This window comes from Paraburkholderia ferrariae NBRC 106233 (assembly GCF_000685035.1).
In the GTDB taxonomy this organism is placed as follows: domain Bacteria; phylum Pseudomonadota; class Gammaproteobacteria; order Burkholderiales; family Burkholderiaceae; genus Paraburkholderia; species Paraburkholderia ferrariae.
Genome location: NZ_BAYB01000008.1, coordinates 197,266 through 222,730, shown reverse-complemented (window position 1 = coordinate 222,730; position 25,465 = coordinate 197,266). Strand labels below are relative to the sequence as shown.

The window sequence follows — 25,465 nt, the reverse complement described above, 5'->3', positions numbered from 1 at the left end:
ATTCGGGTGTCTTCAGGTCATGGCGTATTCTGCTTCAGAAACGGCACGATCACACGCGAGACGGCCTCCGCGCGCTCGATATGGCAAAGATGACCCGCTTCGGGAACCACGCTGAGCGGGATGGCGGGCAGCAGGCGCGCGAGCCGTTGCGCGAGTTCGAGGGGCGCAACGCGGTCGCGCTCGCCCCACACGAACTGCATGGGGATGCGGGTATGGGGCAGCCACTTGTCGAGCAGGAATGCAGCGCGCGCGGCCTCGTCGGCGCCGCGCGCATTGAGGGCGCTGATGAAGGCTTCGGTGGCCTCGCGCACGCCGGGCCGCTGCGCCGCGAGGCAGCGCGCTTCCAGCATGGCGTCGGGCAAGGCCGCCGGATCGTGGAATTGCATAAGCAGGTGTTGCCGAATGCCTTCGCGATGCCAGTCTTCTTCGCCCGGTAGCCGCGGCGCGGGCGTGGGTACGAGCCCCATCGCGGCCGCGAGCGTCCTGCTGCCGATCAGCGTGGCGGCGCGCACCCGGTCCGGGTGATCCAGCGCGAGGCGGGCGCTCAGGTAAGCGCCCATCGAGTTGCCGATCACCAGTGCCTGATCGATATGCATCGCGTCGAGGAATGCGAGCAGATGCGCGAGCAGGCTCTCGTAGCCCTGGGTGGGCCAGGCGTGCGGACGCAGATCGGTCCAGCCCATCGAAAGATGATCGGGCGCATAGGCCCGAAAGCCGGCCTCGGCCAGGCGCGGCAAGAGCCCGTGCCATTCGGTCGCGCCGGACGCGCCGATGCTGCGCCCATGCACGAGCAGCACCGCCGGGCCTTGCGTGCCGGCGGTGGCGTAGCGCGTCGCGATGCCGCCGGCCAGGACCTCGGCTTCGCGGACCGGCGCGCCGTGCGTGCTCACGCCGTGCGGCCCGAAGCGAGTGCGGTGGGCTGCAGCGAGCGCATGAACGTGTGCAGCACCAGGAAGCAGACGGCCGCGACGGCCAGCGCGATGTTCATGAAGATGAAGCCGCCGGTAAACGAGGCGGTCTGGCCGACGATCCAGCCCACCACGATCGGCGCGAAGAAGCCGCCGATCTGGCCGCCGCAGTTCACGAAGCCCGAGAACGCGCCGCGGCTCGTTTCCGGCGTGAGATCGAGCACCACCGACCAGAGCGGGCCGAATCCGCCGTACAGGAAGAACCCGGCCGCCGAAAGGCCGATGATGCTGTTGAACGCGCTATCCACGTTGTAGGTCACGTAGAGGCAGACGGCGGTGCACAGATAGATGGCCGCGATCAGCACGCAACGCTGGCGGTACAGCACGGTGCTGCCGAGCCACCCGAACACGAACATGCCCACGGTGCCCGCGAAGTACGGAATCGAGGCCGCGAAGCCGAGCGTCTTGATGTCGATGTGGCGTGCCATCGAAAGATAGCTCGGCATCCAGCCCAGGTAGCCCCAGAACGCGATGTTGAACGCGAGATAGGCCGTGAAGATGATCCACGAGCGCGGCAGCCGCATGACTTCGCCGAAGCCCGATCCCGAATGCGCCGCGGTTTCCGCGGTGCCTTCGGCGGCGAAGGGGCGCGGCGCTTTGGCGGAGGGAATCAGGAACACCACGAGGACGGCCATGGCGAGGCCGGGCAGCGCCAGCCAGCGGAACATGCCCTGCCAGCCCGTATGAATGAGGAACCAGACGGCGATGGGGGCCACGAAAGCAGGTCCGAGCGCCAGCGCGGAAAGATAGGCGCCGTTGGCCGTGGAGCGTTCCTGCGGCGGGAAATAATCGCCGATCGACTTGAAACTCGCGCCGTTCGAGAGGCCTTCGGAGAAACCGAACAGCACGCGCACCGCGATCAGCGCGATCACCGTGGAGACGAAGCCGGTCGCGCCCGTGAAGATGCTCCAGAGCACCGGGCTTACGATCAGCATGCATTTTGCGCCGAAGCGGTCGGCCAGCGCGCCGCCCGGAATCTGCGCTACCGCATAGCCGAACGTGAAGGCGGCGAGCACGAAGCCGAAGAGACTGGGGCCGATCGAGAGCTCCTTCATCATCGTCGGCGCCGCGATCGAGAGATTGATGCGATCGAGGTAGTTGACGAACTGGAGCAGCCAGACCATCAATAACACCCGGTATTTGTCGGGGAATTTCATCTGTCTCCTCTTGCCGTTCATTTTTTTGCGGGAAGGGTGCCAGTCTAGCAAAAGCCCGGCGCGGCACCTCATCGCAGCATGAACGACATCGCGGAGAGGCAATTCAGCATCCGTACCGTGTGTTCGGCGTTCGCGGCCTCGAAACGCAATGTCACGGCATCGATTCGTTCGAGTGCCGGCCATTGGCAGAACAGGTCGGCATAGGCCGGGGTCGTCGTGCGGAGCTCGCACAGTACGGGAGAGGGTCTGCCCTGGGGGGCGGGACAGGGCGCATCCGCATTGCGCTGCTCGGCCTCCTGCGCGGCCTCCTGCGCGGCGTGGCGGATGGCGGCGCAGGCCCGCTCGGGCGAGTCCGAGATGCCGCTCGTCTGACCCGTGGCCTGTTTGACGACGACAAAGCGCGCGTCGGGAAAGCGCGGCTGCGTTTGTGCGGCGAACACGTCGTCGCCCGAAAGCAGCGCCACGCGCGCGCCGTATTGTTCGGCGACGGCGCCATAGAGTTCGGCCTCGCCCGCTTCGGTGCCGCCGATGCGGACCTGCGCGAACGCGCCGCTATTGATGGTGTGCGCGAGGATGCCGCCCGTCTGCGCCCTCGCGTGATAGCCGATCATGAACACGAGGGCGGCCCCGTATTCGAGGCCCGCCATCATGCCCAGCGTGCGCGGTTTGCCGAGCACGACGCGGGCGCGGGCATCGAGCCGATCGGGCAGCAGGTTGCGAAAGCCGCCGTGCGAGTCGTTGACCCAGACTTCGCTGGCGCCGCCGGCGAACGCGCCTTCGATGGCGGCGTTGGCTTCGGCCGTCATCCAGCGGCGCGCGCGTTCGTATTCGGCGTTGCCTGCGCGCGTCTGCTCCGGGTGGAACACGCCCGCTACGCCTTCGATATCCGTCGAAACGAGCACTTTCATGATTGCCCCGGCTTCAGCCATTGCGCGAGATCGGGCATCGCTTCGTGCAGCGCGGGACGGCGGTGGCCGTCGCGGCCCACGACAGAGGTCGCGCTCCACAACGCGTCGAGAATGCTTTGCTCCACGCAGTCCGCGCACGCCGCGAACACGGGGTCGAGCCGCGCGTCGGCCAGCCGCGGCGGCGACGCGATGCGTTCGGCGTCGTGCGGGACGAACGAGGCGGTCGAGAAGGCGAGGGCGATATCGCCGCTGCCGTGGCCGTACACCGAGCCCGTGCGTGCGAGGCCGGCGGCGGCACGCAGCGCGCAGCGTTTGAGCTGGCGCGCATCGAGCGGCGCATCGGTCGCGAGAATCATGATGATGGAGCCTTGCTCCGGGGGCGATCCATGGCATGCGTCCCGGTCCGCTTCCCGGCGTTTTGCGAGTACTCGCCCGATGGGTGCGCCCGCAACGGTCAGCGTCGGCAGGCGGCCGAAGTTGGCCAGCACCAGCGCCCCTACCGTATGGCTTTGCCCGGCAGCCACGACGATGCGCGAGGCGGAGCCGATGCCGCCTTTGAGATCGAACGCGGACATGCCGCGCCCGGCGCCGACCGATCCGCGCGCGAGCGTGGCCGTGTCCGTGGCCCTGGCATCGGCACAGGCGGCGAAGTAGTGCACTTCTTCGATCGCCAGCGCCTGAATGTCGTTCAGGTAGCCGTCGTTGCACTCGAAAACGAGCGAATTCACCGTCGGCCATTCGCGGCCGATCTGCGGATTGGCGCTCACGGCTTCGCGAATCTGCGCCCGGGCGACCGCGCTCGCGCCGAAGGTATTCGTCAAGGCGATGGGCGTTTCCAGCACGCCCAGTTCTTCGACCTGAACGAGCCCGATGCTCTTGCCGAAGCCGTTGATCACCGCGGCTGCGGCGGGCACCTTGTGGCGGTAGAGGTCGCCGCCATGCGGCAGGATTGCGGTGACGCCGGTCTGCACCGACCCGCAGTCGAGCGTGCAATGCCCCACGCGCACGCCGGCCACGTCGGCGATCGTTCCTTGCGCGCCCGAGGGCAGCACGCCCACGTGCGGCATGGGCAACGGTGTGGAAGGTGTGCTCATGGCCGGTCGAGTTTCGGGTCGAGGGCGTCGCGCAGGCCGTCGCCCAGCAGGTTGAACGCCAGCACGGTGAGGAAGATGGCGAGGCTCGGGAACAGTGCGATGTGCGGCGCCGTGACCATGTCCGCGCGCGCCTCGTTGAGCATGGCGCCCCACTCGGGCGTGGGCGGCTGCGCGCCGAGCCCGAGAAACGAGAGGCTTGCCGCCGTAATGATGGAGGTGCCGATGCGCATCGTCAGATAGACGACGACCGAGGAAACCGTGCCCGGCAGGATGTGGCGCGCGATGATGGTCCAGTCCGAGGCGCCGATGCTGCGGGCCGCCTCGACATACGTGAGATGCTTGAGCATCAGCGTATTGCCGCGCACGAGCCGCGCGAAGGCCGGGATGCTGAATATCGCTACCGCGCAGATCACGTTGATCATGCCGTTGCCGAGTATCGCCACCACGCCGATGGCGAGCAGGATGCCGGGGAACGCGAAGAGCACGTCCGCTACGCGCATGGTGATGCGGTCCCACCAGCCTTCGTAGTAGCCCGCAAGCAGGCCGAAGAACGTTCCCACCACGGCGCCGAGCGCGACCGAGAGAAAGCCCGCGGCGAGCGAGATGCGCGTGCCCGCCAGGATGCGGCTGAAGATGTCGCGGCCGAGCGCATCGACGCCGAACCAGTGGGCGGCCGAGGGGCCGGCGTTGAGCGCGTCGTAGTCGAAGTAGTTTTCCGGGTCGTAGGGCGCGATGTGCGGCGCGAGCACGGCGACGACAACGAGCAGGAGTACGAAGAGTCCGGCGCAGAGCGCCACGTGCTGCTTGCGGAACTTGCGCCAGAATTCGCTCCAGGGCGAGCGAACCGCGGGCTCGCCGCGCACAGGCGAGGCGGCAGCCGGGTGGCCGGTGGTCGTGTTCATGCGGTCCTCACTGGAAACGGATGGTGGGATTGATGACGGCATAGAGCACGTCGACAATGAGATTGATGACGATGAACTCCAGCGAGAACAGCAGCACCTCCGCCTGGATCACCGGATAGTCGCGCATCGACACCGAGTCCACGAGCAGGCGCCCGAGCCCCGGCCAGTTGAATACGACTTCGACCACGATCGAGCCGCCGAGCAGGAAGCCGAACTGCAGGCCCATCATCGTGACGACGGGAATCATGGCGTTGCGCAGGCAGTGGCGCAGCACGACGAGCGGTTCGGCCACGCCCTTGGCGCGCGCCGTGCGCACGAAATCCTCGCCCAGCACTTCGACGAAGGAGGCCCGCGTGAAGCGCGCCATCACCGCGGCCACCGCGGCGCCCAGCGTGAGCGAAGGCGCCACGTAGCTGCGCCATGTGCCGTCGCTCACCACCGGCAGCCAGCCGAGCTGGACGGAGAACACCTCCATGAGCACCATGCCGAGTGCAAAGGCCGGAAACGAGATGCCGGACACGGCGATCGCCATGCCGAGACGATCCGGCCAGCGGTTGCGCCATACCGCGGAGACGATGCCGATCGTCATCCCGAACACCACGGCCCACGCCATGCTCACGAGTGTCAGCATGAGGGTGGGCATGAAGCGCTCGCCGATTTCGACGGCAACGGGGCGCTTGCTGCGCATCGACGTGCCGAAGTCGCCTTCCAGGACGCGCGTGAAGAAGTGCATGAACTGTTCGGGCAGGGGCTTGTCGAGTCCGAGGTCCGCCCGCACGAGCGCGACCGTGGCGTCGTCCGCCTCGGGCCCCGCGGCGAGGCGTGCGGGGTCGCCCGGCAGCAGATGCACGAACAGGAACACCAGCACCGCGACGATCAGGAGCGTGGGCAGGAGGCCCAGCAGGCGTTTGAGCAGAAAATTCAGCATGGCAGCAAAGTCCGCTTCGTAGCGCACGGACCGATGCGCGCCGCCTCGCGGCGGACGCGCATCGGCGCGGCGCGGTTACTGGAGGGCGATTTCGTCGAAGTTGAACGAACCGTCCGGCGCCACGTAGGCGCCGGCAAGACGCTTGCTGTGCGCATAGACGATCTTCTCCTTGACGAGGAAGATCCACGGCGCGTCGGCCCACACGCGCTTTTGCGCATCGGCGTAGAGCGCGGCCTTCTGCGCGCGGTCCGTCGTTTCCAGCGCCTTCGAGAGATCGGCGTCCACGGCGGGGTTCGAGTAGTACGCCGTATTCATCTGTCTGGGCGGCTGCGAGACCGTTGCCAGCAGCGGCGTGATGCCCCAGTCGGCCTCGCCCGTCGAAGAAGACCAGCCGATGTAGTACATCCGCACGGGCGCCGTGGCCGGGTCCCGGGCGCTCTCCACGCGGGCCACGCTCTGGCCCGTTTCGAGGGCTTCGACGCTCGCCTTCACGCCCACTTGCGCAAGCTGCTGCTGGACGAACTGAATGACCTTCTGCGAAGTCGAGTTGTTATACGCCGACCACAAGGTGGTTTCGAAGCCGTTCGGGTAGCCGGCCGCCTTCAGCAGTTCGCGTGCCCTGGCGGGGTCGTAGGGCCACGGGCCGAGTTTCACCGAATAATCCACGCCCTGCGGCAGCACGCCGTCGCTCGGGATGGCGTAGCCGGCGAATGCGACCTTTGCGAGCGCATCCTTGTTGATCGCATAGTTCAGCGCCTCGCGCACGCGCAGGTCGTCGAACGGCTTCTTCGACATGTTGAGGCTCACGTAGCGCTGGATGATCGACGGGATGGCCACCACCTCGACCTTCGGGCTCGATTGCAATGCGGCTGCCTGCTCGAACGGAATGCGGAACGCGAAATCGGCCTCGCCGGTGCGCATGAGCGCCGAGCGCGTGTTGTTGTCCACCACGGGCTTCCAGTCGATGACGTCGATCTTCGGGTAGCCCTTCTTCCAGTAGCCCGCGAACTTCTTCACGAGGAGGTCGCCGGCCGGATCCCATTTGACGAACGTGAACGGCCCCGTTCCCACGGGATGAAAGCCGATGTCCTTACCCCAGGTCTTCATCGCGGCGGGCGAGATCATCACGGCCGACGGGTGCGCGAGCACGTTGACGAAGGCCGAGAACGGCGTTTTCAGCGTGACTTTCACGGTGTACGGATCGATCACCTCCGTCTTGTCGATCCGGCTGAACATGTTGTAGCGCTTGAGGTGGTTCGCCGGGTTGGTGATGCGGTCGAAGTTGGCCTTGACGGCGGCTGCGTTGAAGTCGGTGCCGTCCTGGAACTTGACGCCCTGGCGCAGCTTGAACGTATAAACGCGCGCATCGGGGCTCGCCTCGTAGCTCGTGGCCAGCACGTTCACGAGCTTCATGTCTTTGTCGAAACCGAAGAGCCCTTGATAGAACGACTTCGAAACCGCTTGCGAAAGCGTGTCGTTGGCGTCGTACGGGTCGAGCGTGGAGAAGGTGGCATCGACGGCCATCACCGCCGTCTGGTCGGCATGTGCCGCGCCGCTCGCGAGCGCGGCGAATAGCAGGGAGCTGCCGGCAATCCATGTGCGCAGCCCGGGTTTCGAGGACAGCCAGATCGGATTCATCGTTAAGGACTCCTGGTTGATTGGGTTAAACGTAGGGTCGAACTTCGAGGCATGCGTCAGTAGACGCCGCCTACGCGATGCCGGGCGACGAAATGCTGCGGGCCGACGGCGACGAGGGGTGCCAGTTCGGGCTCGTCGCCCAGCGCGCGGATCGGGCTCGGCAACTCGTCCACGGCGATCGTGCGTTGCGCCCGGCGCCGCGCAGGATCGGCAACCGGCACCGCGCCCATGAGTTTTTTCGTGTAGGGATGCTGCGGCGATTCGAAGATCGAGCGGCGCGGGCCGATCTCGACGATCTGGCCGAGATACATCACGGCCACGCGATGACTCACGCGCTCGACCACGGCCATGTCGTGCGAAATGAACAGATACGCCACCCCCAGTTCGCGCTGCAGGTCGAGCATGAGGTTGACGATCTGCGCCTGCACGGAAACGTCGAGCGCAGAGACCGATTCGTCGGCGATCACCACCTTGGGGTTCAGTGCGAGGGCACGGGCAATCGCAATGCGCTGGCGTTGACCGCCGGAAAATTCGTGCGGATAGCGGCGCGCCGCGTCGGCGGGCAGTCCGACGCGCTCCAGCAGCCACTTCACGCGCGCTTGCGCCTGCTCGCCGCGCGCGACACCGTGCACGAGCAGCGGCTCCATGATCGAAAAGCCCACGGTCAGCCGCGGATTGAGCGAGGCGAACGGATCCTGGAAGATGAACTGGATATCGCGCCGCAGCGCCTGCAATGCGCGGCCTTTCAAGGTGCCGATATCCTTGCCGTCGAACTCGATCGAACCGCTCTGGCTTTCGACCAGGCGCAGCAGCGAGCGGCCGGTGGTGGACTTGCCGCAACCCGATTCGCCGACCAGCGCGAGCGTTTCGCCCGGGTACAGGTCGAAGCTCACGCGTTCGACCGCATGCACCTGACCCGTGACCTTGCCGAACGGGCCGCTCTTCACCGCAAAGCGCGTGATGAGGTCGCGCACGCGCAGGACCGGGGTGCGCGATGAGCGTGCGTCGGGCTCCGTGCGGGTCGCGGATGCATCGTCTGTGTGCTCGCTGGCGGCGGGCTCGGCATCGGCTTGCGTGGCGCCATACGCGAGCACCGGGAATTTTGCGGGCGCGTCGGTGCCCGTCATCGAACCGAGCCGCGGGACGGCGGCGAGCAGGGCGCGCGTATAGGGATGGGAGGGCGTGTCGAATATCTGCGCCGAAACGCCTTCCTCGACTTTCTCGCCGCGGTACATCACGAGCACGCGGTCCGCGACTTCCGCCACCACGCCCATGTCGTGCGTGATGAAGATCACGCCCATGTCCATTTCGTCCTGCAGGCCGCGGATCAGTTGAAGGATCTGCGCCTGGATCGTGACGTCGAGCGCGGTGGTCGGTTCGTCGGCGATCAGCAGGGCCGGCTTGCACGAGAGCGCCATGGCGATCATGACCCGCTGCCGCATGCCGCCCGAAAGCTGGTGCGGATGGCGTGCCGCCACGCGCCGCGCTTCGGGAATACGCACGAGGTCGAGCAGGTGCAACGTTTGCGCGTAAGCCTCGCGGCGGCTCTTGCCCTGGTGCAGCGCGATGGCCTCGGCAATCTGGTCGCCGACCGTGAACACCGGATTCAGCGACGTCATGGGCTCCTGGAAAATCATCGCGATGTCCGCGCCGCGGATCGAGCGCATCGCGGCGGACGGCGCGCGCACGAGATCGACGACCTGGCCGTTGCGGCGCCGCAGGTCGATGCGCCCGCCCGCAATCGCGCCGCCGCCGTGTTCGACGAGGCGCATCAACGCCAGCGACGTCACGGATTTGCCGGAGCCCGATTCGCCGACGATGGCCAGCGTTTCGCCGCGATCCACCGCGAACGAGAGGTTGCGCACCGCCTCGAAGGTCGCGCCGGCACGGCGAAACGCCACCGAGAGACGATCGACGGCCACGACGCGCTGCGTGGGCTGTGTTGTTTCGGAGTGTGATGAGGATAACTGATCAGTTTGCACGGTACGGCTCTCCTTCCAGTTCGTCCGGCGGCGTCTCGCTACCGGTAAATGCCCGTGACGCAGGTTTCGCCGACGCGCGCGTAACCGCGATACATCCCTTCTGTGTTGAACGGCAGGGCGACGTTGCCTTCGCGATCCACGGCGATGAGTCCGCCGCGCCCTTCGATGCGCAACAACCGGTTCATGACGACGTCGTTGGTCGCGGCTTCGAGCGTCGCGCCGCGATACGCCATCTGCGCGGACACGTCGTAGGCGGCCACCATGCGCATGAACATTTCGCCCGCACCGGTTGCCGCCACGGCGCAGGTGGCGTCGTTGGCGTAGCAGCCCGCGCCGATGAGCGGGGTGTCGCCCACGCGGCCGGGCTGCTTGTAGGTGATGCCGCCCGTCGAGGCGGCGGCGGCCAGGTGCCCGTGCGCGTCGAGCGCGACGGCGCCCACGGTGCCGAACTTGCGGTTGGGGTCGAGCGGTTCCTGAGGCGTGGGCTCGGGCGCTTCGCTCTCGCTGGAAGGGAGCGAAGCGCGTGCGGCGCCGTCGTGATCGAGCATGGTCTGCTGCCGGTCATGGGCAAGCTGCCACTGGCGGTAGCGGGCGTCGGTGTGGAAGTACGCCGGCTCCACGAGGGCCAGCCCCTGGGCCGCCGCGAAGGCTTCGGCGCCTTCGCCCGTGAACAGCACGTGTTCGCTGCACTCCAGCACGCGGCGCGCCGCGAGAACCGGATTGCGCACGCGCTTCACGCAGCAGACCGCACCGGCTTCGAGCGTGCGGCCGTCCATGATCGAGGCATCGAGTTCGTGTGTGGCGTCGGCGGTGAACACCGAGCCGCGCCCGGCATTGAAGAGCGGACAGTCTTCCAGCAGGCGCACGGCTTCCGTCACGGCATCGAGCGCGTGGCCGCCTTCGGCGAGGATGCGCTGGCCGGCCTGAAGCACGTCTCGCAGCGCGGCACGGTACTGGGCTTCGGCTTGCGCCGACATCGACGCGCGCAGGATCGTGCCCGCGCCGCCATGGATGGCGATGACCGCATTGGACTTCATGATGTTTTCTTCGCTCGTCTGGATTGGGCCGCGGGCGTGGGCGCGGCGGCGTGTCGCTCGGGCGTGAGCCAGGGCAGCACGAATTCGGTCATTTCGGTGGCGGCCTGCACCGAGCGCTTCGTGCGATGCGCGACGGCATCGCACAGGGCTTCGATCACGGTGAGCACGGCGGCATCCGAGTTGGCGGCAAGGCGGCGTTCGGAGCGGATGTAGAGCGCAAGGTCCGCAAACTGCGCAAGCGGCGAGGCCGGACTGTCGGTGAGGGCGAGCACGCGTGCGCCGAGGCTCGCAGCGCGGCGCGACAGTTCGATCGTGTCGTCGACGTAGCGGGGAAACGCTATGCCGATCACGAGGTCGTCCTTGCCGGCGCTGAAAAGGCGCCGCGCGGCATGCGTGGGGCCGCCTATGAGCGCGAGCGACTGCACGTTGTCGTGGTACGGCAGCAGGCCGTGTTCCATGAGGCTCGCAAGGAACGCGCTCGCGCCCGAGCCGATCACGAACACGCGGCGCGCGGCGAGGATCGCCTCGACCGCGGCTTCGGCTGCCGCGTTGTCGATGGATGCTCGGGTGTGCTGAAGATTGACCTCGGCCTGGGCCAGCGAGGCGCCGAGCAGTTCGCCGCCGCTCGCGGGCGACTCCTGGGCGCTGCGCAGGCGCTCGACCGGCGCGAGCGTCGCTTCGAAACCGCGCACCAGGGCTTCGCGCAAGGCTGGGTAGCCGTCGAAGCCGAGCGCGCGTGCAAACCGGTTGGCGGTGGCCACCGAGGTATCGACGGCCTGCGCCAGTTCGTCGATGCGCATCGTCGCGGCGTGAAAGAGGTTGGCCAGCACGTATTCGGCCATGCGCCGGTGAATGGGCGTCAGCGTGGGCATGGCCGCGGCGATGCGTTCCACGATGAGGGGGCCGGCAGAGGGCGGAGCGGCAGAGTGTCGAGCCATGGTTCGGTTGGGGGGCAGCTTCGAGGTGATGTAAAAATAATTACACGGAGAAATTTACTCGAAAATGAATTTTCACACCTACAGGGTTTCCCCTGGGCGGGATAGAAATAACGCATATTCCTTGATGTGCCGGGGCGAGGCGCCGGACCGCTTGCACGCGAATGGCCGCTGCAACGGTCATCCTTTGACGAGGCGCTTTCATGTGCGCGACGCGGCGGCTACGGATGACGTGATCGGCCGCTGAACGCCCACCCCCTCGCGCGGCCGTCCTGCGGCGCGCGATTCGAGCAGGCGCTTCCCGGCAAGGGTGCGGAGATTGGCATGGCATACCCGCATAAGAGCGAGAAATGCTGGCGTGGGCGGTGCAGGCAAGCTGCACGAATAATGGCCGCGGCAATTCGCCGGTTCGTGCTGTGGGCGATCGTGCCGTCCGAAGACAACGGAGCCTGGTTGAGCGCGGCGCATTTCACTCCGCACTTTATTTCCCTGCCGCCGCATACCTGGTAACTGAGCCAGGTGCAGATTCAGTCGATCCAATGGCGGCCGGGGGCCGTCCAGCCGAACGGCGGCTCTTCCCTGTCCGCGCTCGTGACTTTCATTGCGTTCTCGCGGCAGGGACCCGTGTTCATCGAACTGCTTTGCCGGCTTTCGAAGGGCGCCCGGCTAACGCACGCAGGTTCACTGGCGTGTAGCGCGGCCACCAGGCGAGATGATAGAACCACAGGCAGCCGCGGCGCGGGCCTCTCAGCCACCGGCGCGGAATGTCCGCGGTCGGAAAGTCGTTCAGCGCGCGGTGGCCGATCGAGCAGACGCCGATGGTCAGCCAGATCAAGGCCAGGACGAGGGTGGGAATCGAAAGCGCGCAGGCCGCCACGAATACGGCAAGCGGCAGGCAGATTTCCAGTGAAGAACGTAGTTTCATTTTGGCTTCTCCCCGTTTCAGCAAGACAACGACGACCGCAACCGGAACATCAGACACGGAGCGCAGCGTGACGCCCGCGCCCCGTGCCGGACACTACATGTGCACGCGCCAGATACGCGGACGGCGCGGCGCGAGCAGCCGCTCCCGGAGCGTGCCGGCACGAAAACGGGCGACGACGGGCATGGCCGCAATGGCACAGGCGAACGCACCCACGAAAAGCCCAACCCAGACTTCAGTCATCGCAATCTCCTTCAAGTGGACTGGACAGGTGTACATCGACGAAAAGATCGAAGCAAACCGGCCGAAATGTCGAATCAGGAAGCGATGAAGCGCTTGAGGTTGTGCCAGAACGCGGCGAACCGGTGCGGTTCGCGCACATGCAGCGAGAGCATGGCGTCGTAGTAGGGGCGCGATTCTTCGACGTGGGGAAGCTTCGAAAGAAGGAGGCCGAAATTCATGGTGTATCTCCGTGCGTCAGGCTTTAACGCGTTACGCGGAAAGCAGGTAGACGGCGGAGTGCGCGCAGCGTGGGCGCGGCGAAAGACGTCTACTCGCTTTCCTCAATGCAATGATTCAAGGGAAAACTCGAGTGGCATAAGGGATAACTGTCGCTGTCGGGCATGCCGGCTCCTTGTTGCGCTTAATGCGCACGTATGAGTTCATGCGCTGCTGCACGCCGGTTTGAAGGGCGCGGAGAAACACATCCCGCGCGCGAGGCGCGCGGATTCATGCCATGCGGATCATGCAGGCGCGCGAACGCACCGCAGCCACATGGCGCTCAAAAGGTGCACGGGAAGTAACGATACTGCGACGCGCACCGTCTGCCTGCTGGCAAGACGGCGGCAAGGAAAAAAGCGCGGACGTCTTGCGGGGTCAGGCGGTCAAACTGCTCTTAGATCGACTACAGCTGCTGTCCAAGGCATCAACCCCAAAAGTGTGAATATTAAAAGTGTAGATGACCGAATATTTTGGCGTCAACGTTTTTTCACACGGACGGTGTACCGGATGCGTCGTGCGTCGCGTTGTCCGGATCGAACGTCACCCGGTTGCGCCCACCACGTTTTGCTGCGTAAAGGGCCGTGTCCGCAATGCCATACGCCGTGTCGAAGTCCGTGCCCGCGGGATTGTCGCTCACGCCGAAGCTGGCCGTAATGCGCCGGCTGACCGGGGCCGGGAACACGTGAGCGGCGATGGCCTCGCGCATGCGCTCGGCGAGCGGCAGGGCGTCGGCGATATCGGCGCCCGGCAGGACCACCGTGAACTCCTCGCCGCCCACGCGCCCGATAAAGCCCGCCGTGCCGAGGATCTGGCGCAGGCAGTTGACGATGCCGAGGATCACGGCGTCGCCGGCGGGGTGCCCGAAGTCGTCGTTGACCTTCTTGAAGTCGTCGATATCGAGCAACACCATCACGGCCCGGTTCGAGCGCAGTGCCTTCACGGTGCGCTCGATCACGGCACTGCGGTTGAGCACGCCGGTGAGCGCGTCGTGCGTCGCGCGAAACTGCAGTTGCTGCGTCAGCGCCTGCATGTCGCGCTCGGCCCGATCGCTGCGCCCGATCAGGCGGCGCGTTTCGCGCATCAGGCGTTCGTAGTGGCGAATGAGTTCCCCCAGCGCCTCGCGATAATCCTGTGCCTCGGCGGACGGGTCCGCACACATGGCGCGGGCCCGTTCCAGCGCTTCGCTCTCGTTGCGAAAGAGATCCGGCGCGTCGTCGGGCGGCGCGTTCCGGGGCGTGGCCGGGATCACCACGGCCGTGCTCAAGTTGCGACCGGGCAATCGTTGAACTGGATCGCCGTGAAGTCGGTTTGCAGCTCCTCGCCGAATTCGAGAATCATTTCGTCTTCCTCATCACGATACCAGTTCACTGCCACGCGGTTGCCGGCGCAAGCGGCCCGGTCCAGCGCGTCGAAGAGGCTGAAGAGCATCTTGGTGCTGGAGCTGTTGAAGTAGGTGAGCGTGACTTCCACCGTGATTTCGGCTTGCGCGCAACCGGCGAGCCACGCATTGAGCGCCTCCATGACGGGCGCGTAGAACGCAGCCGCATTCTCGGGATAGGACTCGCCTCGAAGCGCAAGCACGTTCTGGTCGAAGCGGAAGTCGATTTCCGGCGAGGTCGCCGTGGCGGCAATGAAAAGATTGTCCATTCTGTACGCGGCTCCTGGTCAGATGATGGTCTTGAGGCAAAAGAGCGTCGTGCCCGACTCGTCCTGACGCGGATAGAAGCCGAATTCCAGCGGGGCGCTCGCGTCGCGCGCCATCGTCAGGAAGCCGAGGCCCGCGCCCTTGCTGTCGGCCGGCGTATCGGCGCGCAACGACGTTTTGTAGGCCTGCTTGATTTCCTCGATCGACATATTGCGCAGCGGTTCGAGCTTTTCGCGCAGATCGTCCACGGCCTGCGTGGCGATGGGGTTGATGCAGACCATCAGGTGACGCTCGCCGTCGCTGGAAATGCACATCGCGCCTTCGCGGATCGCGCCGCCTTGCAGCGTGGCTTCGGGCAGCGAGTCGGACGAGTAGTGCACGATATTCTGCGAGAGTTCGATGAAGGACGAGAAGATCTTTCTGCGCGTGGACGTGCTCACGCCCGCCACTTCCAGTTGCAGCTTCACCACCTCGCTCATGGCGGCGACGATGCTGTGGGAGAAATAGCCCTTGTGATAGAAAATCAGATTGCGCTGCTGGGCTATTTCGAAGAAGCAGCTATGCTGATCCAGAGTGACAGACATAGTCGTGGAGTACCTTAAACACGTGCAAAAAATAGCGTGACGTCGTCACGCCGGGACTGCGTGCCTTGCCACTTCGCAAGCGCTTCGTGCAAGCTGGCGCAAATCGCGGCCGGCGCATCTTCGCGCCGCCCCAGAATCAGTTCGAGCGCGCGGCGCTTGCCGAAGGCAATCTTGCGCGGGCCGCCGATCTGGTCGGTCATGCCGTCCGTCGAAACGAACAGCAGGCTGCCGCGCGGCGCCTCGACCGTATGCAGCGTCCACGCGTAATCGGCGAGGCTGTCGACATAGCCCACGCCCATGCGCTCGCCGGCAATGATTTCGAATTCGGCGGCATCTGGCCTCAGCATATAGAGCGCCACGCGTGCGCCCGCAAACGACACCTGCTGGCGGGCGGCGTCGAACCAGAAGAAGGCGGCGTCGAGCCCGTCGTTCGATTGCGGGGCGTCGCCGCTGCCGTTGATCTGCCCGAGCAGACCCTTCACGTTGCGATTGACGGCGCCCAGCAGCGCCGAAGGGTCGCGCGGTCCGATCTGCTCCAGCGCCTGGGAAAGCGAGGCCGAAGCGAGCAGGGTCATGAACGCACCCGGCACGCCGTGCCCGGTGCAGTCGGCCACGGCGCCGAACCAGCCGTCGGCGAACGCGGAGAAGTGGTAGAAGTCGCCGCCCACCACGTCGCGCGGCTCCCAGAGGAGCGCCGAATCGGGCAGCGTGTTGGTGAGCGTATCGCGCGAGGCGCGCAGCATGGCCTGCTGGATCACGCTCGCATACTCGATGCTCTGCATGATCTCGCGGTTCTTCTGCGCCTGCATTTCCGCCACGCTGCCAAGGAGGCGCAGGCCATTGCCGACCCCCGCGAAGCGGCCTTCCCGCGTCACGATGAAGCCGTCCACCAGCGCTTTCTCGCCCACCTCGACCGTCCTGAACGTGAGCGCCTCGATGCTCATGTCGGCGTCGATGATCAGCGGCTCCTTGTCCATGAACGCAATGCAGCTCTTTTTATCGTAGAGCTCGCGGTGAAACGGCTTGCTCATCTTCGAGAGGAAGATATCCCGGTTGATCAAGCCGATCGGGCGGTCGTCCTCGATCACGGCGAGACTGACCATATCGGGCCGCGAATAGAAAATCTCCATGACAAGAGAATTCGAATCGGCGGCATCGATAGCCGGCACTTCCTGAACCAGATCGCCGGCGCTTCGCGGGCCAGCGGACACTCCCGGACGACGAAATTGCGCGAGCGCGGGATGCATGGCGATCGGCTCCTGACCATAAGGAAAACCAGCAAGCTAAAGGCTATTTATGTCATTTTCGTTACGCCGTTAATAGAAATGTTGCGATGGCGCATTCAGTGCGCCCGATAGCCCGCCCGCTAACGTTTGCGGGGGTTTTAGCGTTTTTTTCGGGGAAAAAGCGGGGCCGGCGGGGGCGAATTCCCGAAAGGCGCGGGAGATGCCGTTTCTTACGATATTTTTTCATAAATATAACAAAATCCCTAAAGTTCTCCGGCAAGGCGCCGTTAAACGACTGGAATTCTTCATATGATTGAGGAGAAGATGAGTCTTTCCATCAGTCCGTCGAGCACCGAGCGTCCGGATGGATCTGGCCAATGCGCAATTCGATTTCCAGTCCGGCAACGGCTCGATCAAGGTGACGTCGCGGACCCTGGTCGACGCGCAAAACCGGGCGCTCAGCAACGAGGCCGATGGCATGGTGAGCTTCATGCAACTGTTTCATCGAATGGGCGAAGCCGGTGCCCAGGGCATGTTCAAGGACGGCCCTTACTACGCGCCGAACGGAACGAAGATCGACTTGACCCAGAACCCGGGCAGCACCTCGGGCTTTCTGAACTTCATGCAAAGTACGCAGGTCATGGCATACGGCACGGATACGTACGTGGGAGCGGCAGGCCATACGATGTTCGCTGCCGCGCAGTTCGATGTGTTCGACGGCAGCGCATTGCCGAACTTCTTTCCCTCTCGGGCGACATCGGTCGGCATGCACGAGACGGCGTGACCGTCGCGTAGCGAGCCGCTTCGCTCATCGGCCAGCGTGCATCCATGCGCCCTTGCCAGGACCGATAGCGCACAGCCGTGAACGGCGACTCGCGCGCACGGCGACTACCTGCGCCGCGTACGTCCCTGGGCTGTTTCCCGGGACGCTTCAGTCGGCCGCCTTTTCTTTCCCGGTAGTATGGAACATCGGCGTTGCACGCTGGCGCTGCCCATCTGGCGCATCCATCGACGACCCGTGCGGCGCGCCACAGCCACACGCCACAGCCGCACGCCGCACGGGGATTATGGCGGGGGTAAGGGTTGACCCTGTTGATGTTACACTCAAAAACTGTCGGAGCCGCACGGGCGAAGGGTAGGGAGCCGGCATGGCAACGCGGCTTTGAACCACGTCTACAGTTCGTGTTCGATGTGGCATGCATGTCACCCGCCACTGCGCTGCATCCGATACCCAACTGCGTTTTCCGGATTCCTCAGGTTCCTATACCGTGTACTCTCAGACGCAAATCGATCCGGTAGTCAGCTTCCGCAACTCGCAGCGCGAGCAGGTGCGTGGGACCATCATCAATCTCCAGAGAAAGTCTCTGGTGATGGAGATCTACAACCCCTACTCGATCGTCCAGGTCAGCGAGGTCCTGAGCGACCTGACCGTGCGCATGGGCAGCAAGAACGCCTATCTGGGCAAGGCGGTCGTGGTCAGTCTGGTGAACACGGGCCTTACCGCGGTGGTGTCGCTCGCGCTGATCGACGAGTGGCGCGAGCTCAGCGTGCTGCCGGGCGAGCCCAAGTCGGTCGGGCGCGAAGCGGAGCTCTTCATCAGCGACTGGGACGCGCGCTTCAATATCCGGCGCGACTATCAGATCGTGGTGAACGAGATGCGCGCGTTCCTCTCGGAAGTGTCGCGCTGGGTCGAGCAGGTCGATTTGACGGAGAGCCTGCCGAAGATCGACGGCAAGCTGCGCGAAGACCTGTTCTACGAGCTCGCTACGCCCATCATGCTCAAGGTGAAGTCTTACCTCGACCGGCTCGAGGGGGAAGCTGAGCGCGTCGATGCCGAGCTGGCGCCGATCCATCGCGCCTATGCGCAATCGGCGTTGCATCCGCTGCTGTTGCGCGCGCCCTTTGTCTACCGCACCTTCACCAAGCCGCTGGGCTATGCGGGCGACTATGAAATGGTCAACCAGATCCTGAGCGATCCGCAACAGGGGCCCACGACCTATTTCCAGATCGTCAACACCGCCTTCCTCCAGGCGGCCGTGGCGACCGCGCACCGCAACCGCATCACCCTGCTGATCGACTTTCTCACGCGCCAGGCCGAAGCCGCACGCGCGGCCGGCAGACCGTTTCGCATACTCAATGTGGGCTGCGGGCCGGCCTTCGAAATTCAGCGCTTCGTGCGCGAATACGCGCACCCCGAGCTCCTGTCGTTCCAGTTGATCGATTTCAGCGAGGAAACCCTGGCCTTTACCGAAGCGTCGATCGAACAGGCCGCCGCCGGGGCCGGGCACAAGGTCTCGCTGGAAATGGTGCACCAGTCGGTGCATGATCTGCTCAAGCGCCGGCTCACACCCGACGAGTCGCTGCGCGAATTCGACGCGGTGTACTGCGCGGGCCTCTTCGATTACCTCTCGGACAAGGTCTGCGCCCGGCTGCTGAACTATTTCGCATCGCGTACGCGATCCGGCGGCCAGTTGCTGGTGACTAACGTACACTCGGCGAACCCCGAGAAGTACGGCATGGAGCATCTGCTCGAGTGGTATCTGATCTACCGGAACGAGAGCGGCATGCGCGCGCTGCTGCCTGCACAATCGGCCGAACACAAGCTCTATGTCGACGAGACCGGAGTGAATGTGTTCGCGGAAGCCACGATCCTATAAAACGTCGGCAGACACCCCATTCATGAGTACCGCTCAACTGCACACAGGTTATCAAGCTGAACTGGCCGATTTCCGCGTGACTTTCAGCCGTGGCGGCGCCTATACCGCCATCGTGCTCGTCCTGCTGGGCGTGGGGCTGGATTATGCGCAGTACCCCCAGCTGCTGACGTCGTTTACCGCCGCGCGTCTGTTCGTCTCGCTGCTGATCGGCGGCATCGTGATCCTGTTGAGCAGCACGGTGGGGCGGCGTTTCGCCCCATGGCTCACGCTGTCCTGGCTGCTGCTGCCGCAGATCATGATTTCATGGATGATCTGGAGAACTGATGGTGTTCTGTCGCCCTACTTCATGGGGCTGAACCTCGCCATCTTCGCTTCGGGCATCGCGCTGCCCTTCGGCTTGTGGCAGAACCTGGTGTTCGGCGTGCTGTCCTGCGGCCTCTATCTGGCGGCCTGCCTGCTGCATCCCGGCGGGATGGCGTCGGCGGGCACGATGACCGTGAACGCCTTGCTGCTGCTGTTCGCCGCTGCCGCGAGTGCCGTGTACACCTTCTTCAACGAGCGCATCCGCTTCTCGCTGTTCCGGCTGAAGGCCGAAGTGTCCGAGAAGAACGCCGAACTCGAGGCGATCAACCGCAAGCTGCTCGACATCAAGGGCCAACTGCTGCAACAGGAAAAAATGGCGGCCATCGGCACGCTTTCCGCGGGTTTGCTGCACGAGGTCAACAACCCGGTGAACTTCTGCCTGATGGCGATCGAGGTCGCGCTGGAGGAGCCGGCGGCCAAGGCGGAGTCGGTGCTGCAGGAGTGTCTGGTCGATGCGAAGCAGGGCATGCAGCGCATCCAGCACATCGTGGCGGACCTGAAGACCTTCGCCTATCGCAAGGCCGACGCCGAAGCGGAGGCCAAAACGCCGTTCCTGTTCGAACGGGCGCTCGATTCGGCGCTCCGGCTGATCGGCCACGAGTTGCGGGGCGTGGCCGTGGTCCGCGAACTGCCGCCCGATACGCTGGTGCAGGGCGACGAAGCCGCCATCGTCGGCGTGCTGATCAACCTGTTCTCCAATGCCGCGCTGGCCATGCGCAAGGCCGGGACTGCCGGGCCGGCCATCCACATCACCGGCGGATGGGTGGAGCAGCGGCTGCATGTGACCGTGCGCGACAACGGGCCAGGCATTGCCGACGAGCACCTCGCACGCGTGTTCGAACCGTTCTTTACGACCCGCGACGTGGGGCAGGGCCTGGGCCTCGGGCTGTCGATCAGCTATGCCGTGATCGAGCGCCATGGCGGCCTGCTGTATGCCGAGAGCGAACTGGGCAGCTGGGCCGCGTTCAGCTTCGATCTGTCGCGCGCTACGTGAGGGCACATGATGAACGACCTCAGGCTGACACCGCGCACGCTGCTCTACGTCGACGACGAAGAGCTGGCCTGCAAGTATTTCGCCCGCATGGTCGGGGCGCACTACGAGGTGCTGGTGGCCACGAGCACGGACGAGGCGATTGCCGTCCTCGACCGGGAAAGCGCCCGCATCGCCGTGCTGGTGACGGACTTCCGCATGCCCGGGCGCGACGGCGGCAACCTGCTGCGCCACGTGGCGCAGGCGTTTCCGCACATCGTGCGCATCATGGTCACGGCTTACGCGGACGTGGACGTGCTGCTGCGAACCGTCAATACCGGCGAGGTGTTCCGTATTCTGGAGAAGCCGCTCATGGCGGACGCGGTGCGCGATGCGCTGCGCCTCGCGTTCGAGCGCTACCAGGAGCGCGCCATTCAGGATCATCGCCTGAAAGCCGTGGACGAAACCCTGGCTTTCCTCGCGCACGAACTGAATACGCCGCTTGCGGCCATCGCGCTGAATGCGCTCAGCATCGAAGATCGCGCCGAGGGGCAGCCCGAATCGCAACGGGAAATAGCCGGAACGGCCCGCTCCATGCGCGAGGGCGCGCAGTATTGCATGGCCGTGGTGTCGTCGTTCTGGCGCTCGGTTCACAATGGACGCCGGAAAGCGGCGGGCGACGACGCCCGCAGCGAGGCAACGGCGCACGGACTGATCTCCGCGCTGCTCGATACCTATCCGTTCGCGGCGGCGCAGCGGTCGTGGGTGCAGGTCGAAGTGCACGGCGACTTTGCCGTGACTACGCAGCCCAATTGCGTGGCCCTCGTGCTCTCGTCGCTCCTGTCCAACGCCTTGCGCGCGCTTGCCGATGCGGCGGCGCCAGCGGTGCGCTTTACCGTGGTGGCGCAGCCCCAGCCCCGCATTACCGTTAGCGACAACGGCCCGGGCATTGCGCCCGAAATCCGCGCCCACCTGTTGAAAGACCCGGTGACCACCTACGCGGAATCGGGCGGAAACGGGTTGGGGCTGATGCTGTGCAACCGCGTCATGCAGTCTTGCCGCGGCGCGCTGCATATCGAATCCACATTGGGAGCCGGCACCACCGTAGTGCTGGAATTTTCTAATACCAGAAGTCAATCGCTCAGGAGTTCTTGATGAACGAAGTGAAAGCCAAAGAGGAGTCGTCACCGGCGATTATCTTCGTTGATGACGAGGCCACCGCTGTGAAGTATTTCCAGCGGGCCATCGGGAGCCTGGCGCCCGTCTTTACCGGCGGCTCGGTGGAAGAGGGCAAGGCGCTCCTGGACGCGCATGGCGACCGGGTGGGGGTGCTGGTTTCCGATCAGCGCATGCCGGGCGAGTTCGGCAACGAGTTGCTGCGTTATGCGAGCGAGCGCTACCCGCATATCGTGCGGATATTGACCACTGCGTATTCGGAGATCGACCAGACCGTTGCGGCCATCAATCTCGGCCATATCCACCGCTACATCAAAAAGCCGTGGGACATTACGGCGCTGCGCATGGAGCTGAAGCAGGCGCTGGAACTCTCCGAGCTACGCAAGGAGCGCGACCAACTGGTGCGCGAGAAACTGGGCGTGCTGCACAAGCAGATGCTCGCCACGCGCATCGGTCAGGTCCGCATGCTCGCTGCCGCGCTCGTTGGCCCGGAGCGTTTCCAGCCGGTGGAAACCTACCTCGCCGCGGCCGCGCTTGCCGAGGTGCAGTGTCCGGAGCCGGACTGGCTGCTGGTGGACTACTCCGATGTGGTCGCGGCGGAGAGCCAGCGCAGCGGAACGTTTGCCCATATGGTGGCGGAGAACTTCACGGCGCTGCGCAACCGGCGCTTTAGTTCCAGCGTGGCCGATGCGGTGGCGGCCATGGCCGAGACGCTCGAGGCGGCGGGCGTTCCCGTCCGGCGCGAAGACGATGGCTTCGCGGTGGACGAGCGTGCCGCACTGGTCGAATACCTCGGGGAACCGGCGGGCAAGGCCGTGTCGATCCGCCACGCCGTGTGGCTCGCGAGCCTGCTCTGGCTGGACGTGAATGGCTTCGCGCTGGGCGCCTCGCGCAAAGGCGAGGCCGTCGCGTTCCAGCCTGCTCATCCGAAGTCGGACTTCCCGGCCGACAGGCTTGCAACCTGGATCGAGCAGTTCTGAGTTTGCCTCGGCTTGTGATTGTGCCGGTTGCGCGCTGATCGCCGGGAGGGACAGCGCGCTTTCCTTGCGGTTCGTAGGGTTGGCTGAAATTTGACTGTAAGTGCCCGTTGCTAGAGTCGGCCAGAGCGTTTCACTGGCCGCCGCAAGGTGCCACTACAACAAGAGCGACCCCTCATGAACACGGCCCGCGCACTTCGGCTTGCACTCTGGTTCGTTTCGACGTTGCTCTTTGCCGGACCTGTCTGGGCTTTCCAGTCGCAGGTCGTGAGCATTCCCAGTGCCGCCATGCGGCAAACCTTCAAGGCCACGGTGGTCTTGCCCGACGACTACGGGCGCGGCGACCCCGCCCAGCGCTTTCCCGTGATCTACGTCCTGCACGGCTCGGGCGGCGACCATACGGACTGGACCGCGAATTCCCCCATTGCCCGGCTGGCCGACCGCTATCACGTGATACTGGTGATGCCGGATGGCGGCCACGAGAGCTGGTACATCGACAGCCCCTTCGATTCGCAGAGCCGCTACGAAACCTACATCGGCGCCGAGGTGGTGAGCTGGGTGGACGCCCACTTCCGGACCTTGGCGACGAAGGAGGCCCGCGCGATCACGGGGCTCAGCATGGGCGGCTTCGGCGCGCTGCGCATCGCGCTCGACAAGCCCGGCACCTTCGGCGCGGCGGGCAGCATGAGCGGGGCCGTGGACCCGCGCGCCTGCGAAGACGAGCCCGGCATCGACCGCGTGTTCGGCAACCCCGCGCGGCACGCGGCGTTCTGGACCCGCAACGCGATCATTACCAGTGCACGCCAATTCGAACAGGCCCATATCGACCTAACGATCGATTGCGGCGTGAGCGACTACTTCGTGAAGTCGAACCGGGTGCTGCACGAACGGCTCATCGCGCTCGGCATACCGCACGACTATGCGGAGCGGCCGGGCGGCCATACGTGGGCCTACTGGTCCAATGCGATTCGCTATCAGGTGCTGTTCTTCTCGACGTCGTTCAGGCACAACGGCTGGCATCCGCCTGCCGAACAGGTGTGATGCGAAGCGATTTGCCTGCCGATACCGATCAATACGTCAAGAACGGCCGTTCGTGGCACATCGCTTGCGCGACCCAAGGCGCTGGCGTGGCGCGGGCACCGGTACTACGGGCGCCACGCCGAACGCGGGGCCGGGCATCCGGTTTGCTCACTGTGTTGACACGTGCCGGGCGCGAGTATCCCACAGGGCAGACACAAGGCAGTCGCTCGAGGAAAGAAGCGGGAAAAAAGCGTGAAAAAAGCGCCAGGCGCGGGGTTGGGGCCGGATTGTCCGGCCCCGTCGAACGCAACGCCGCCCGAAAGGCGCTCACATTTGCCCCGCCATAACGGGGACTGGAGGACGTCATGCTTCAGTACGCGATCATCTTCTTCATCATCGCGATCGTCGCCGCCGTGTTCGGCTTCGGCGGCATTGCGGCGGGCGCGGCCGCCATCGCGAAGATCCTGTTCTACATCTTCCTCGTGATCTTCCTCGTCACGCTCGTCATGGGTATCGCAAGGCGGCGCTAGTGTCGTTGCGCGGTGCAAACCACCGTGCAAACCGTGGGGCAAAAAGAAGAACGGCCGCGCATCGCTGCGCGGCCGTTCTGTCCTGCCGTGCGGCAAGCGATCAGAACTTGTGGCGGATGCCCACGGTCACGATGTCCTGCACCGTGTACGCCGACGAGTAGCCATACGAGCCGACCGACGCTTCGGCCTGCACCGCGCCGCCCTTGCCGTTGCCCTGTTCGCCGCTGGCGTGCTGCCATGCGCCCATCAAGTAGACATCGGTGCGCTTCGAAAGCGAGTAGTCCGCGCCCAGCGAAACCTGGTTGTAGGTCGCCGACGTGTCGCCGCTCGACTTCGTGTAGACGTAGCCGAGACCCAGCAGCAGCGCAGGCGTGGCCTGGTAGCCGAGGTAGGCGCCGCCCACGTTGTAGCGCTCGGTGTTGAAGAACGCCGATTCCGCGTCCGGACGGTACTGCGCGTTGCTGTAGCGCAGGTTGGCCGTGAACGGGCCGAACACGTATTGCGCGGCCACCGAGGCGATGCCGATGGACTTCGCCGTGACGTAGCCGTTGTTGAGCGGCGTGTCCGGATCGAAGTTGCCGTCGAACGTGCCGTCCGAGGTGCCGCTCCAGCCCGTGCGCTTCGTCGCCGACGCCGCGTTGGCCGCGTAGAAGTAGCCCGCGGCGGCGCTGAACGAGCCGATCGAGTAGGTGGCCGCGCCCGACCACGTCTGGCCCGAGCCCGTCTGGCCCGCCACGCCGCCGAGGGCGTAGAGACCTTCGAACTGGAAGCCCGAGAGCACCGGCGAGACGTACTTCACGGCGTTGCTCGTGCGCGAGCTGTTGTCGTTGTTATCGACGTCGCCCGGCGTGGCGAACATGCTGCTGAAATAGTTGTCGGCCGTGAGCGGCTGGACCATGTCGACGAGCGGGTCGTACTGGCGGCCCAGCGTGACCGTACCCCACTGGTCGCCCGAGAGGCCCACGAACGCCTGGCGGCCGAACATCTTGCCGCCCTGGTGGAAGGCGCCCGTGTTCGGGTTGAAACCGTTCTCGAGCTGGAAGATCGCCTTCAGGCCGCCGCCCAGATCTTCGGAGCCCTTGAGGCCCCAGCGGCTGCCCGAGAGGTTGCCGTCCTGCATGCCCCAGCGGTGGTCGCCCCCGGAGTTCGCGTGGTTCACGTACTGGAGGGAAGTGTCGATGACGCCGTAGAGCGTGACGCTGTCCGCGGCGTGGGCGCCCGAACTCGCGCCGACGAGCGCGAGGGCGATACCGGAAAGTCGTAGCTTGTTCATCTGTTTAAGGTAGGTGTTGGTTGTTGGTGTCATGCTTCGTTGCATCCCCGCACAAGCATGTGGACATCACGG

Annotated in this window: 25 protein-coding genes; 7 read left to right on the top strand and 18 right to left on the bottom strand. The window is 65.2% G+C overall.

Translation table 11 applies throughout. The features are described 5' to 3' along the window. Positions 1 to 17: 17 nt before the first annotated feature. The 17 genes from BFE01S_RS09795 to BFE01S_RS09710 all read right to left on the bottom strand — a co-directional run bounded on the left by BFE01S_RS09795 (position 18) and on the right by BFE01S_RS09710 (position 16,448). On the bottom strand, positions 18 to 890 hold the full coding sequence (locus tag BFE01S_RS09795; protein ID WP_028225329.1) for an alpha/beta fold hydrolase: 873 nt from the start codon (positions 888 to 890) through the stop codon (positions 18 to 20). After that, positions 887 to 2,125, bottom strand: a complete 1,239-nt coding sequence (locus BFE01S_RS09790; protein WP_042337410.1) for an MFS transporter — start codon at positions 2,123 to 2,125, stop codon at positions 887 to 889. The genes BFE01S_RS09795 and BFE01S_RS09790 overlap by 4 nt, the downstream gene beginning before the upstream one ends. Positions 2,126 to 2,193: 68 nt before the next feature. Beyond that, positions 2,194 to 3,033, bottom strand: a complete 840-nt coding sequence (locus tag BFE01S_RS09785; RefSeq protein WP_028225327.1) for a M55 family metallopeptidase — start codon at positions 3,031 to 3,033, stop codon at positions 2,194 to 2,196. After that, positions 3,030 to 4,127, bottom strand: coding sequence for a DmpA family aminopeptidase (locus tag BFE01S_RS09780; protein WP_028225326.1), 1,098 nt, complete (start codon positions 4,125 to 4,127; stop codon positions 3,030 to 3,032). Before BFE01S_RS09780 ends, BFE01S_RS09785 begins: the two co-directional genes overlap by 4 nt. After that, the gene (gene gsiD / locus BFE01S_RS09775; protein WP_028225325.1) at positions 4,124 to 5,029 is read right to left on the bottom strand and encodes a glutathione ABC transporter permease GsiD; all 906 of its coding nucleotides are present in this window, start codon (positions 5,027 to 5,029) and stop codon (positions 4,124 to 4,126) included. The genes BFE01S_RS09780 and gsiD overlap by 4 nt, the downstream gene beginning before the upstream one ends. A 7-nt stretch (positions 5,030 to 5,036) precedes the next feature. Continuing rightward, a complete protein-coding gene (gene gsiC / locus BFE01S_RS09770) occupies positions 5,037 to 5,957 on the bottom strand; it encodes a glutathione ABC transporter permease GsiC (protein WP_028225324.1) in 921 nt (306 codons plus the stop codon). Positions 5,958 to 6,032: 75 nt separating this feature from the next. Beyond that, positions 6,033 to 7,595 (bottom strand): glutathione ABC transporter substrate-binding protein GsiB, encoded by a 1,563-nt coding sequence (gene gsiB, locus BFE01S_RS09765; RefSeq protein WP_042337409.1) that lies wholly within the window; start codon positions 7,593 to 7,595, stop codon positions 6,033 to 6,035. 56 nt (positions 7,596 to 7,651) lie between these two features. Next, positions 7,652 to 9,577, bottom strand: coding sequence for a dipeptide ABC transporter ATP-binding protein (locus tag BFE01S_RS09760; protein ID WP_028225322.1), 1,926 nt, complete (start codon positions 9,575 to 9,577; stop codon positions 7,652 to 7,654). A 38-nt stretch (positions 9,578 to 9,615) separates the two neighbouring features. Next, positions 9,616 to 10,614 (bottom strand): isoaspartyl peptidase/L-asparaginase family protein, encoded by a 999-nt coding sequence (locus BFE01S_RS09755; protein WP_028225321.1) that lies wholly within the window; start codon positions 10,612 to 10,614, stop codon positions 9,616 to 9,618. After that, positions 10,611 to 11,552 (bottom strand): MurR/RpiR family transcriptional regulator, encoded by a 942-nt coding sequence (locus BFE01S_RS09750; protein WP_028225320.1) that lies wholly within the window; start codon positions 11,550 to 11,552, stop codon positions 10,611 to 10,613. The genes BFE01S_RS09755 and BFE01S_RS09750 overlap by 4 nt, the downstream gene beginning before the upstream one ends. Before the next feature lie 625 nt (positions 11,553 to 12,177). Further along, positions 12,178 to 12,474 carry a hypothetical protein gene (locus BFE01S_RS09740; protein WP_028225319.1) on the bottom strand — a complete coding sequence of 99 codons (297 nt, stop codon included), beginning with the start codon at positions 12,472 to 12,474 and terminating at the stop codon, positions 12,178 to 12,180. Positions 12,475 to 12,567: 93 nt separating this feature from the next. Further along, positions 12,568 to 12,714 carry a hypothetical protein gene (locus BFE01S_RS44155; RefSeq protein ID WP_156966962.1) on the bottom strand — a complete coding sequence of 49 codons (147 nt, stop codon included), beginning with the start codon at positions 12,712 to 12,714 and terminating at the stop codon, positions 12,568 to 12,570. Positions 12,715 to 12,788: 74 nt separating this feature from the next. Then, positions 12,789 to 12,932: a hypothetical protein gene (locus tag BFE01S_RS44985; protein ID WP_169742613.1), complete on the bottom strand. Its 144-nt coding sequence runs from the start codon at positions 12,930 to 12,932 to the stop codon at positions 12,789 to 12,791. A 527-nt stretch (positions 12,933 to 13,459) separates the two neighbouring features. Next, positions 13,460 to 14,131 carry a GGDEF domain-containing protein gene (locus tag BFE01S_RS38100; RefSeq protein ID WP_084169705.1) on the bottom strand — a complete coding sequence of 224 codons (672 nt, stop codon included), beginning with the start codon at positions 14,129 to 14,131 and terminating at the stop codon, positions 13,460 to 13,462. A 101-nt stretch (positions 14,132 to 14,232) separates the two neighbouring features. After that, positions 14,233 to 14,619 carry a DUF1987 domain-containing protein gene (locus BFE01S_RS09720; RefSeq protein ID WP_028225318.1) on the bottom strand — a complete coding sequence of 129 codons (387 nt, stop codon included), beginning with the start codon at positions 14,617 to 14,619 and terminating at the stop codon, positions 14,233 to 14,235. Between the two features lie 18 nt (positions 14,620 to 14,637). Then, complete coding sequence (locus BFE01S_RS09715; RefSeq protein ID WP_028225317.1) at positions 14,638 to 15,201, bottom strand: SiaB family protein kinase; 564 nt, start codon at positions 15,199 to 15,201, stop codon at positions 14,638 to 14,640. A gap of 14 nt (positions 15,202 to 15,215) precedes the next feature. Further along, positions 15,216 to 16,448, bottom strand: a complete 1,233-nt coding sequence (locus BFE01S_RS09710) for a SpoIIE family protein phosphatase (RefSeq protein ID WP_028225316.1) — start codon at positions 16,446 to 16,448, stop codon at positions 15,216 to 15,218. 343 nt (positions 16,449 to 16,791) lie between these two features. Between BFE01S_RS09710 and BFE01S_RS09705 the strand changes: the two genes are divergently transcribed. The 7 genes from BFE01S_RS09705 to BFE01S_RS42915 all read left to right on the top strand — a co-directional run bounded on the left by BFE01S_RS09705 (position 16,792) and on the right by BFE01S_RS42915 (position 24,120). Beyond that, on the top strand, positions 16,792 to 17,211 hold the full coding sequence (locus BFE01S_RS09705; protein ID WP_028225315.1) for a hypothetical protein: 420 nt from the start codon (positions 16,792 to 16,794) through the stop codon (positions 17,209 to 17,211). A gap of 484 nt (positions 17,212 to 17,695) precedes the next feature. Beyond that, entirely contained in the window at positions 17,696 to 19,084 is a 1,389-nt protein-coding gene (locus BFE01S_RS09700) for a class I SAM-dependent methyltransferase (protein ID WP_028225314.1), read from the top strand. A 22-nt stretch (positions 19,085 to 19,106) separates the two neighbouring features. Continuing rightward, positions 19,107 to 20,441, top strand: coding sequence for a sensor histidine kinase (locus BFE01S_RS09695; protein WP_028225313.1), 1,335 nt, complete (start codon positions 19,107 to 19,109; stop codon positions 20,439 to 20,441). Positions 20,442 to 20,450: 9 nt separating this feature from the next. Next, complete coding sequence (locus BFE01S_RS09690) at positions 20,451 to 21,572, top strand: hybrid sensor histidine kinase/response regulator (protein ID WP_028225312.1); 1,122 nt, start codon at positions 20,451 to 20,453, stop codon at positions 21,570 to 21,572. Continuing rightward, the gene (locus BFE01S_RS09685) at positions 21,572 to 22,573 is read left to right on the top strand and encodes a response regulator (protein ID WP_028225311.1); all 1,002 of its coding nucleotides are present in this window, start codon (positions 21,572 to 21,574) and stop codon (positions 22,571 to 22,573) included. The genes BFE01S_RS09690 and BFE01S_RS09685 overlap by 1 nt, the downstream gene beginning before the upstream one ends. Positions 22,574 to 22,747: 174 nt before the next feature. Beyond that, positions 22,748 to 23,611 carry an alpha/beta hydrolase gene (locus BFE01S_RS09680; RefSeq protein ID WP_028225310.1) on the top strand — a complete coding sequence of 288 codons (864 nt, stop codon included), beginning with the start codon at positions 22,748 to 22,750 and terminating at the stop codon, positions 23,609 to 23,611. Between the two features lie 344 nt (positions 23,612 to 23,955). After that, complete coding sequence (locus BFE01S_RS42915; protein WP_028225309.1) at positions 23,956 to 24,120, top strand: DUF1328 family protein; 165 nt, start codon at positions 23,956 to 23,958, stop codon at positions 24,118 to 24,120. Between the two features lie 100 nt (positions 24,121 to 24,220). Here the strand turns inward: BFE01S_RS42915 and BFE01S_RS09670 are convergent, their stop codons facing one another. Then, positions 24,221 to 25,393 (bottom strand): porin, encoded by a 1,173-nt coding sequence (locus tag BFE01S_RS09670; protein ID WP_028225308.1) that lies wholly within the window; start codon positions 25,391 to 25,393, stop codon positions 24,221 to 24,223. Positions 25,394 to 25,465: the final 72 nt, after the last annotated feature.

Bases quoted from the DNA above. Each gene is read 5' to 3' on its own strand.
- BFE01S_RS09790 (WP_042337410.1), bottom strand. From the start codon at position 2,125: ATGAAATTCCCCGACAAATACCGGGTGTTATTGATGGTCTGGCTGCTC.
- BFE01S_RS09785 (WP_028225327.1), bottom strand. From the start codon at position 3,033: ATGAAAGTGCTCGTTTCGACGGATATCGAAGGCGTAGCGGGCGTGTTC.
- BFE01S_RS09780 (WP_028225326.1), bottom strand. From the start codon at position 4,127: ATGAGCACACCTTCCACACCGTTGCCCATGCCGCACGTGGGCGTGCTG.
- gsiD (WP_028225325.1), bottom strand. From the start codon at position 5,029: ATGAACACGACCACCGGCCACCCGGCTGCCGCCTCGCCTGTGCGCGGC.
- gsiC (WP_028225324.1), bottom strand. From the start codon at position 5,957: ATGCTGAATTTTCTGCTCAAACGCCTGCTGGGCCTCCTGCCCACGCTC.
- gsiB (WP_042337409.1), bottom strand. From the start codon at position 7,595: ATGAATCCGATCTGGCTGTCCTCGAAACCCGGGCTGCGCACATGGATT.
- BFE01S_RS09755 (WP_028225321.1), bottom strand. From the start codon at position 10,614: ATGAAGTCCAATGCGGTCATCGCCATCCATGGCGGCGCGGGCACGATC.
- BFE01S_RS09750 (WP_028225320.1), bottom strand. From the start codon at position 11,552: ATGGCTCGACACTCTGCCGCTCCGCCCTCTGCCGGCCCCCTCATCGTG.
- BFE01S_RS09740 (WP_028225319.1), bottom strand. From the start codon at position 12,474: ATGAAACTACGTTCTTCACTGGAAATCTGCCTGCCGCTTGCCGTATTC.
- BFE01S_RS44155 (WP_156966962.1), bottom strand. From the start codon at position 12,714: ATGACTGAAGTCTGGGTTGGGCTTTTCGTGGGTGCGTTCGCCTGTGCC.
- BFE01S_RS44985 (WP_169742613.1), bottom strand. From the start codon at position 12,932: ATGAATTTCGGCCTCCTTCTTTCGAAGCTTCCCCACGTCGAAGAATCG.
- BFE01S_RS38100 (WP_084169705.1), bottom strand. From the start codon at position 14,131: ATGTGTGCGGACCCGTCCGCCGAGGCACAGGATTATCGCGAGGCGCTG.
- BFE01S_RS09720 (WP_028225318.1), bottom strand. From the start codon at position 14,619: ATGGACAATCTTTTCATTGCCGCCACGGCGACCTCGCCGGAAATCGAC.
- BFE01S_RS09715 (WP_028225317.1), bottom strand. From the start codon at position 15,201: ATGTCTGTCACTCTGGATCAGCATAGCTGCTTCTTCGAAATAGCCCAG.
- BFE01S_RS09710 (WP_028225316.1), bottom strand. From the start codon at position 16,448: ATGCATCCCGCGCTCGCGCAATTTCGTCGTCCGGGAGTGTCCGCTGGC.
- BFE01S_RS09705 (WP_028225315.1), top strand. From the start codon at position 16,792: ATGGATCTGGCCAATGCGCAATTCGATTTCCAGTCCGGCAACGGCTCG.
- BFE01S_RS09695 (WP_028225313.1), top strand. From the start codon at position 19,107: ATGAGTACCGCTCAACTGCACACAGGTTATCAAGCTGAACTGGCCGAT.
- BFE01S_RS09690 (WP_028225312.1), top strand. From the start codon at position 20,451: ATGAACGACCTCAGGCTGACACCGCGCACGCTGCTCTACGTCGACGAC.
- BFE01S_RS09685 (WP_028225311.1), top strand. From the start codon at position 21,572: ATGAACGAAGTGAAAGCCAAAGAGGAGTCGTCACCGGCGATTATCTTC.
- BFE01S_RS09680 (WP_028225310.1), top strand. From the start codon at position 22,748: ATGAACACGGCCCGCGCACTTCGGCTTGCACTCTGGTTCGTTTCGACG.
- BFE01S_RS42915 (WP_028225309.1), top strand. From the start codon at position 23,956: ATGCTTCAGTACGCGATCATCTTCTTCATCATCGCGATCGTCGCCGCC.
- BFE01S_RS09670 (WP_028225308.1), bottom strand. From the start codon at position 25,393: ATGAACAAGCTACGACTTTCCGGTATCGCCCTCGCGCTCGTCGGCGCG.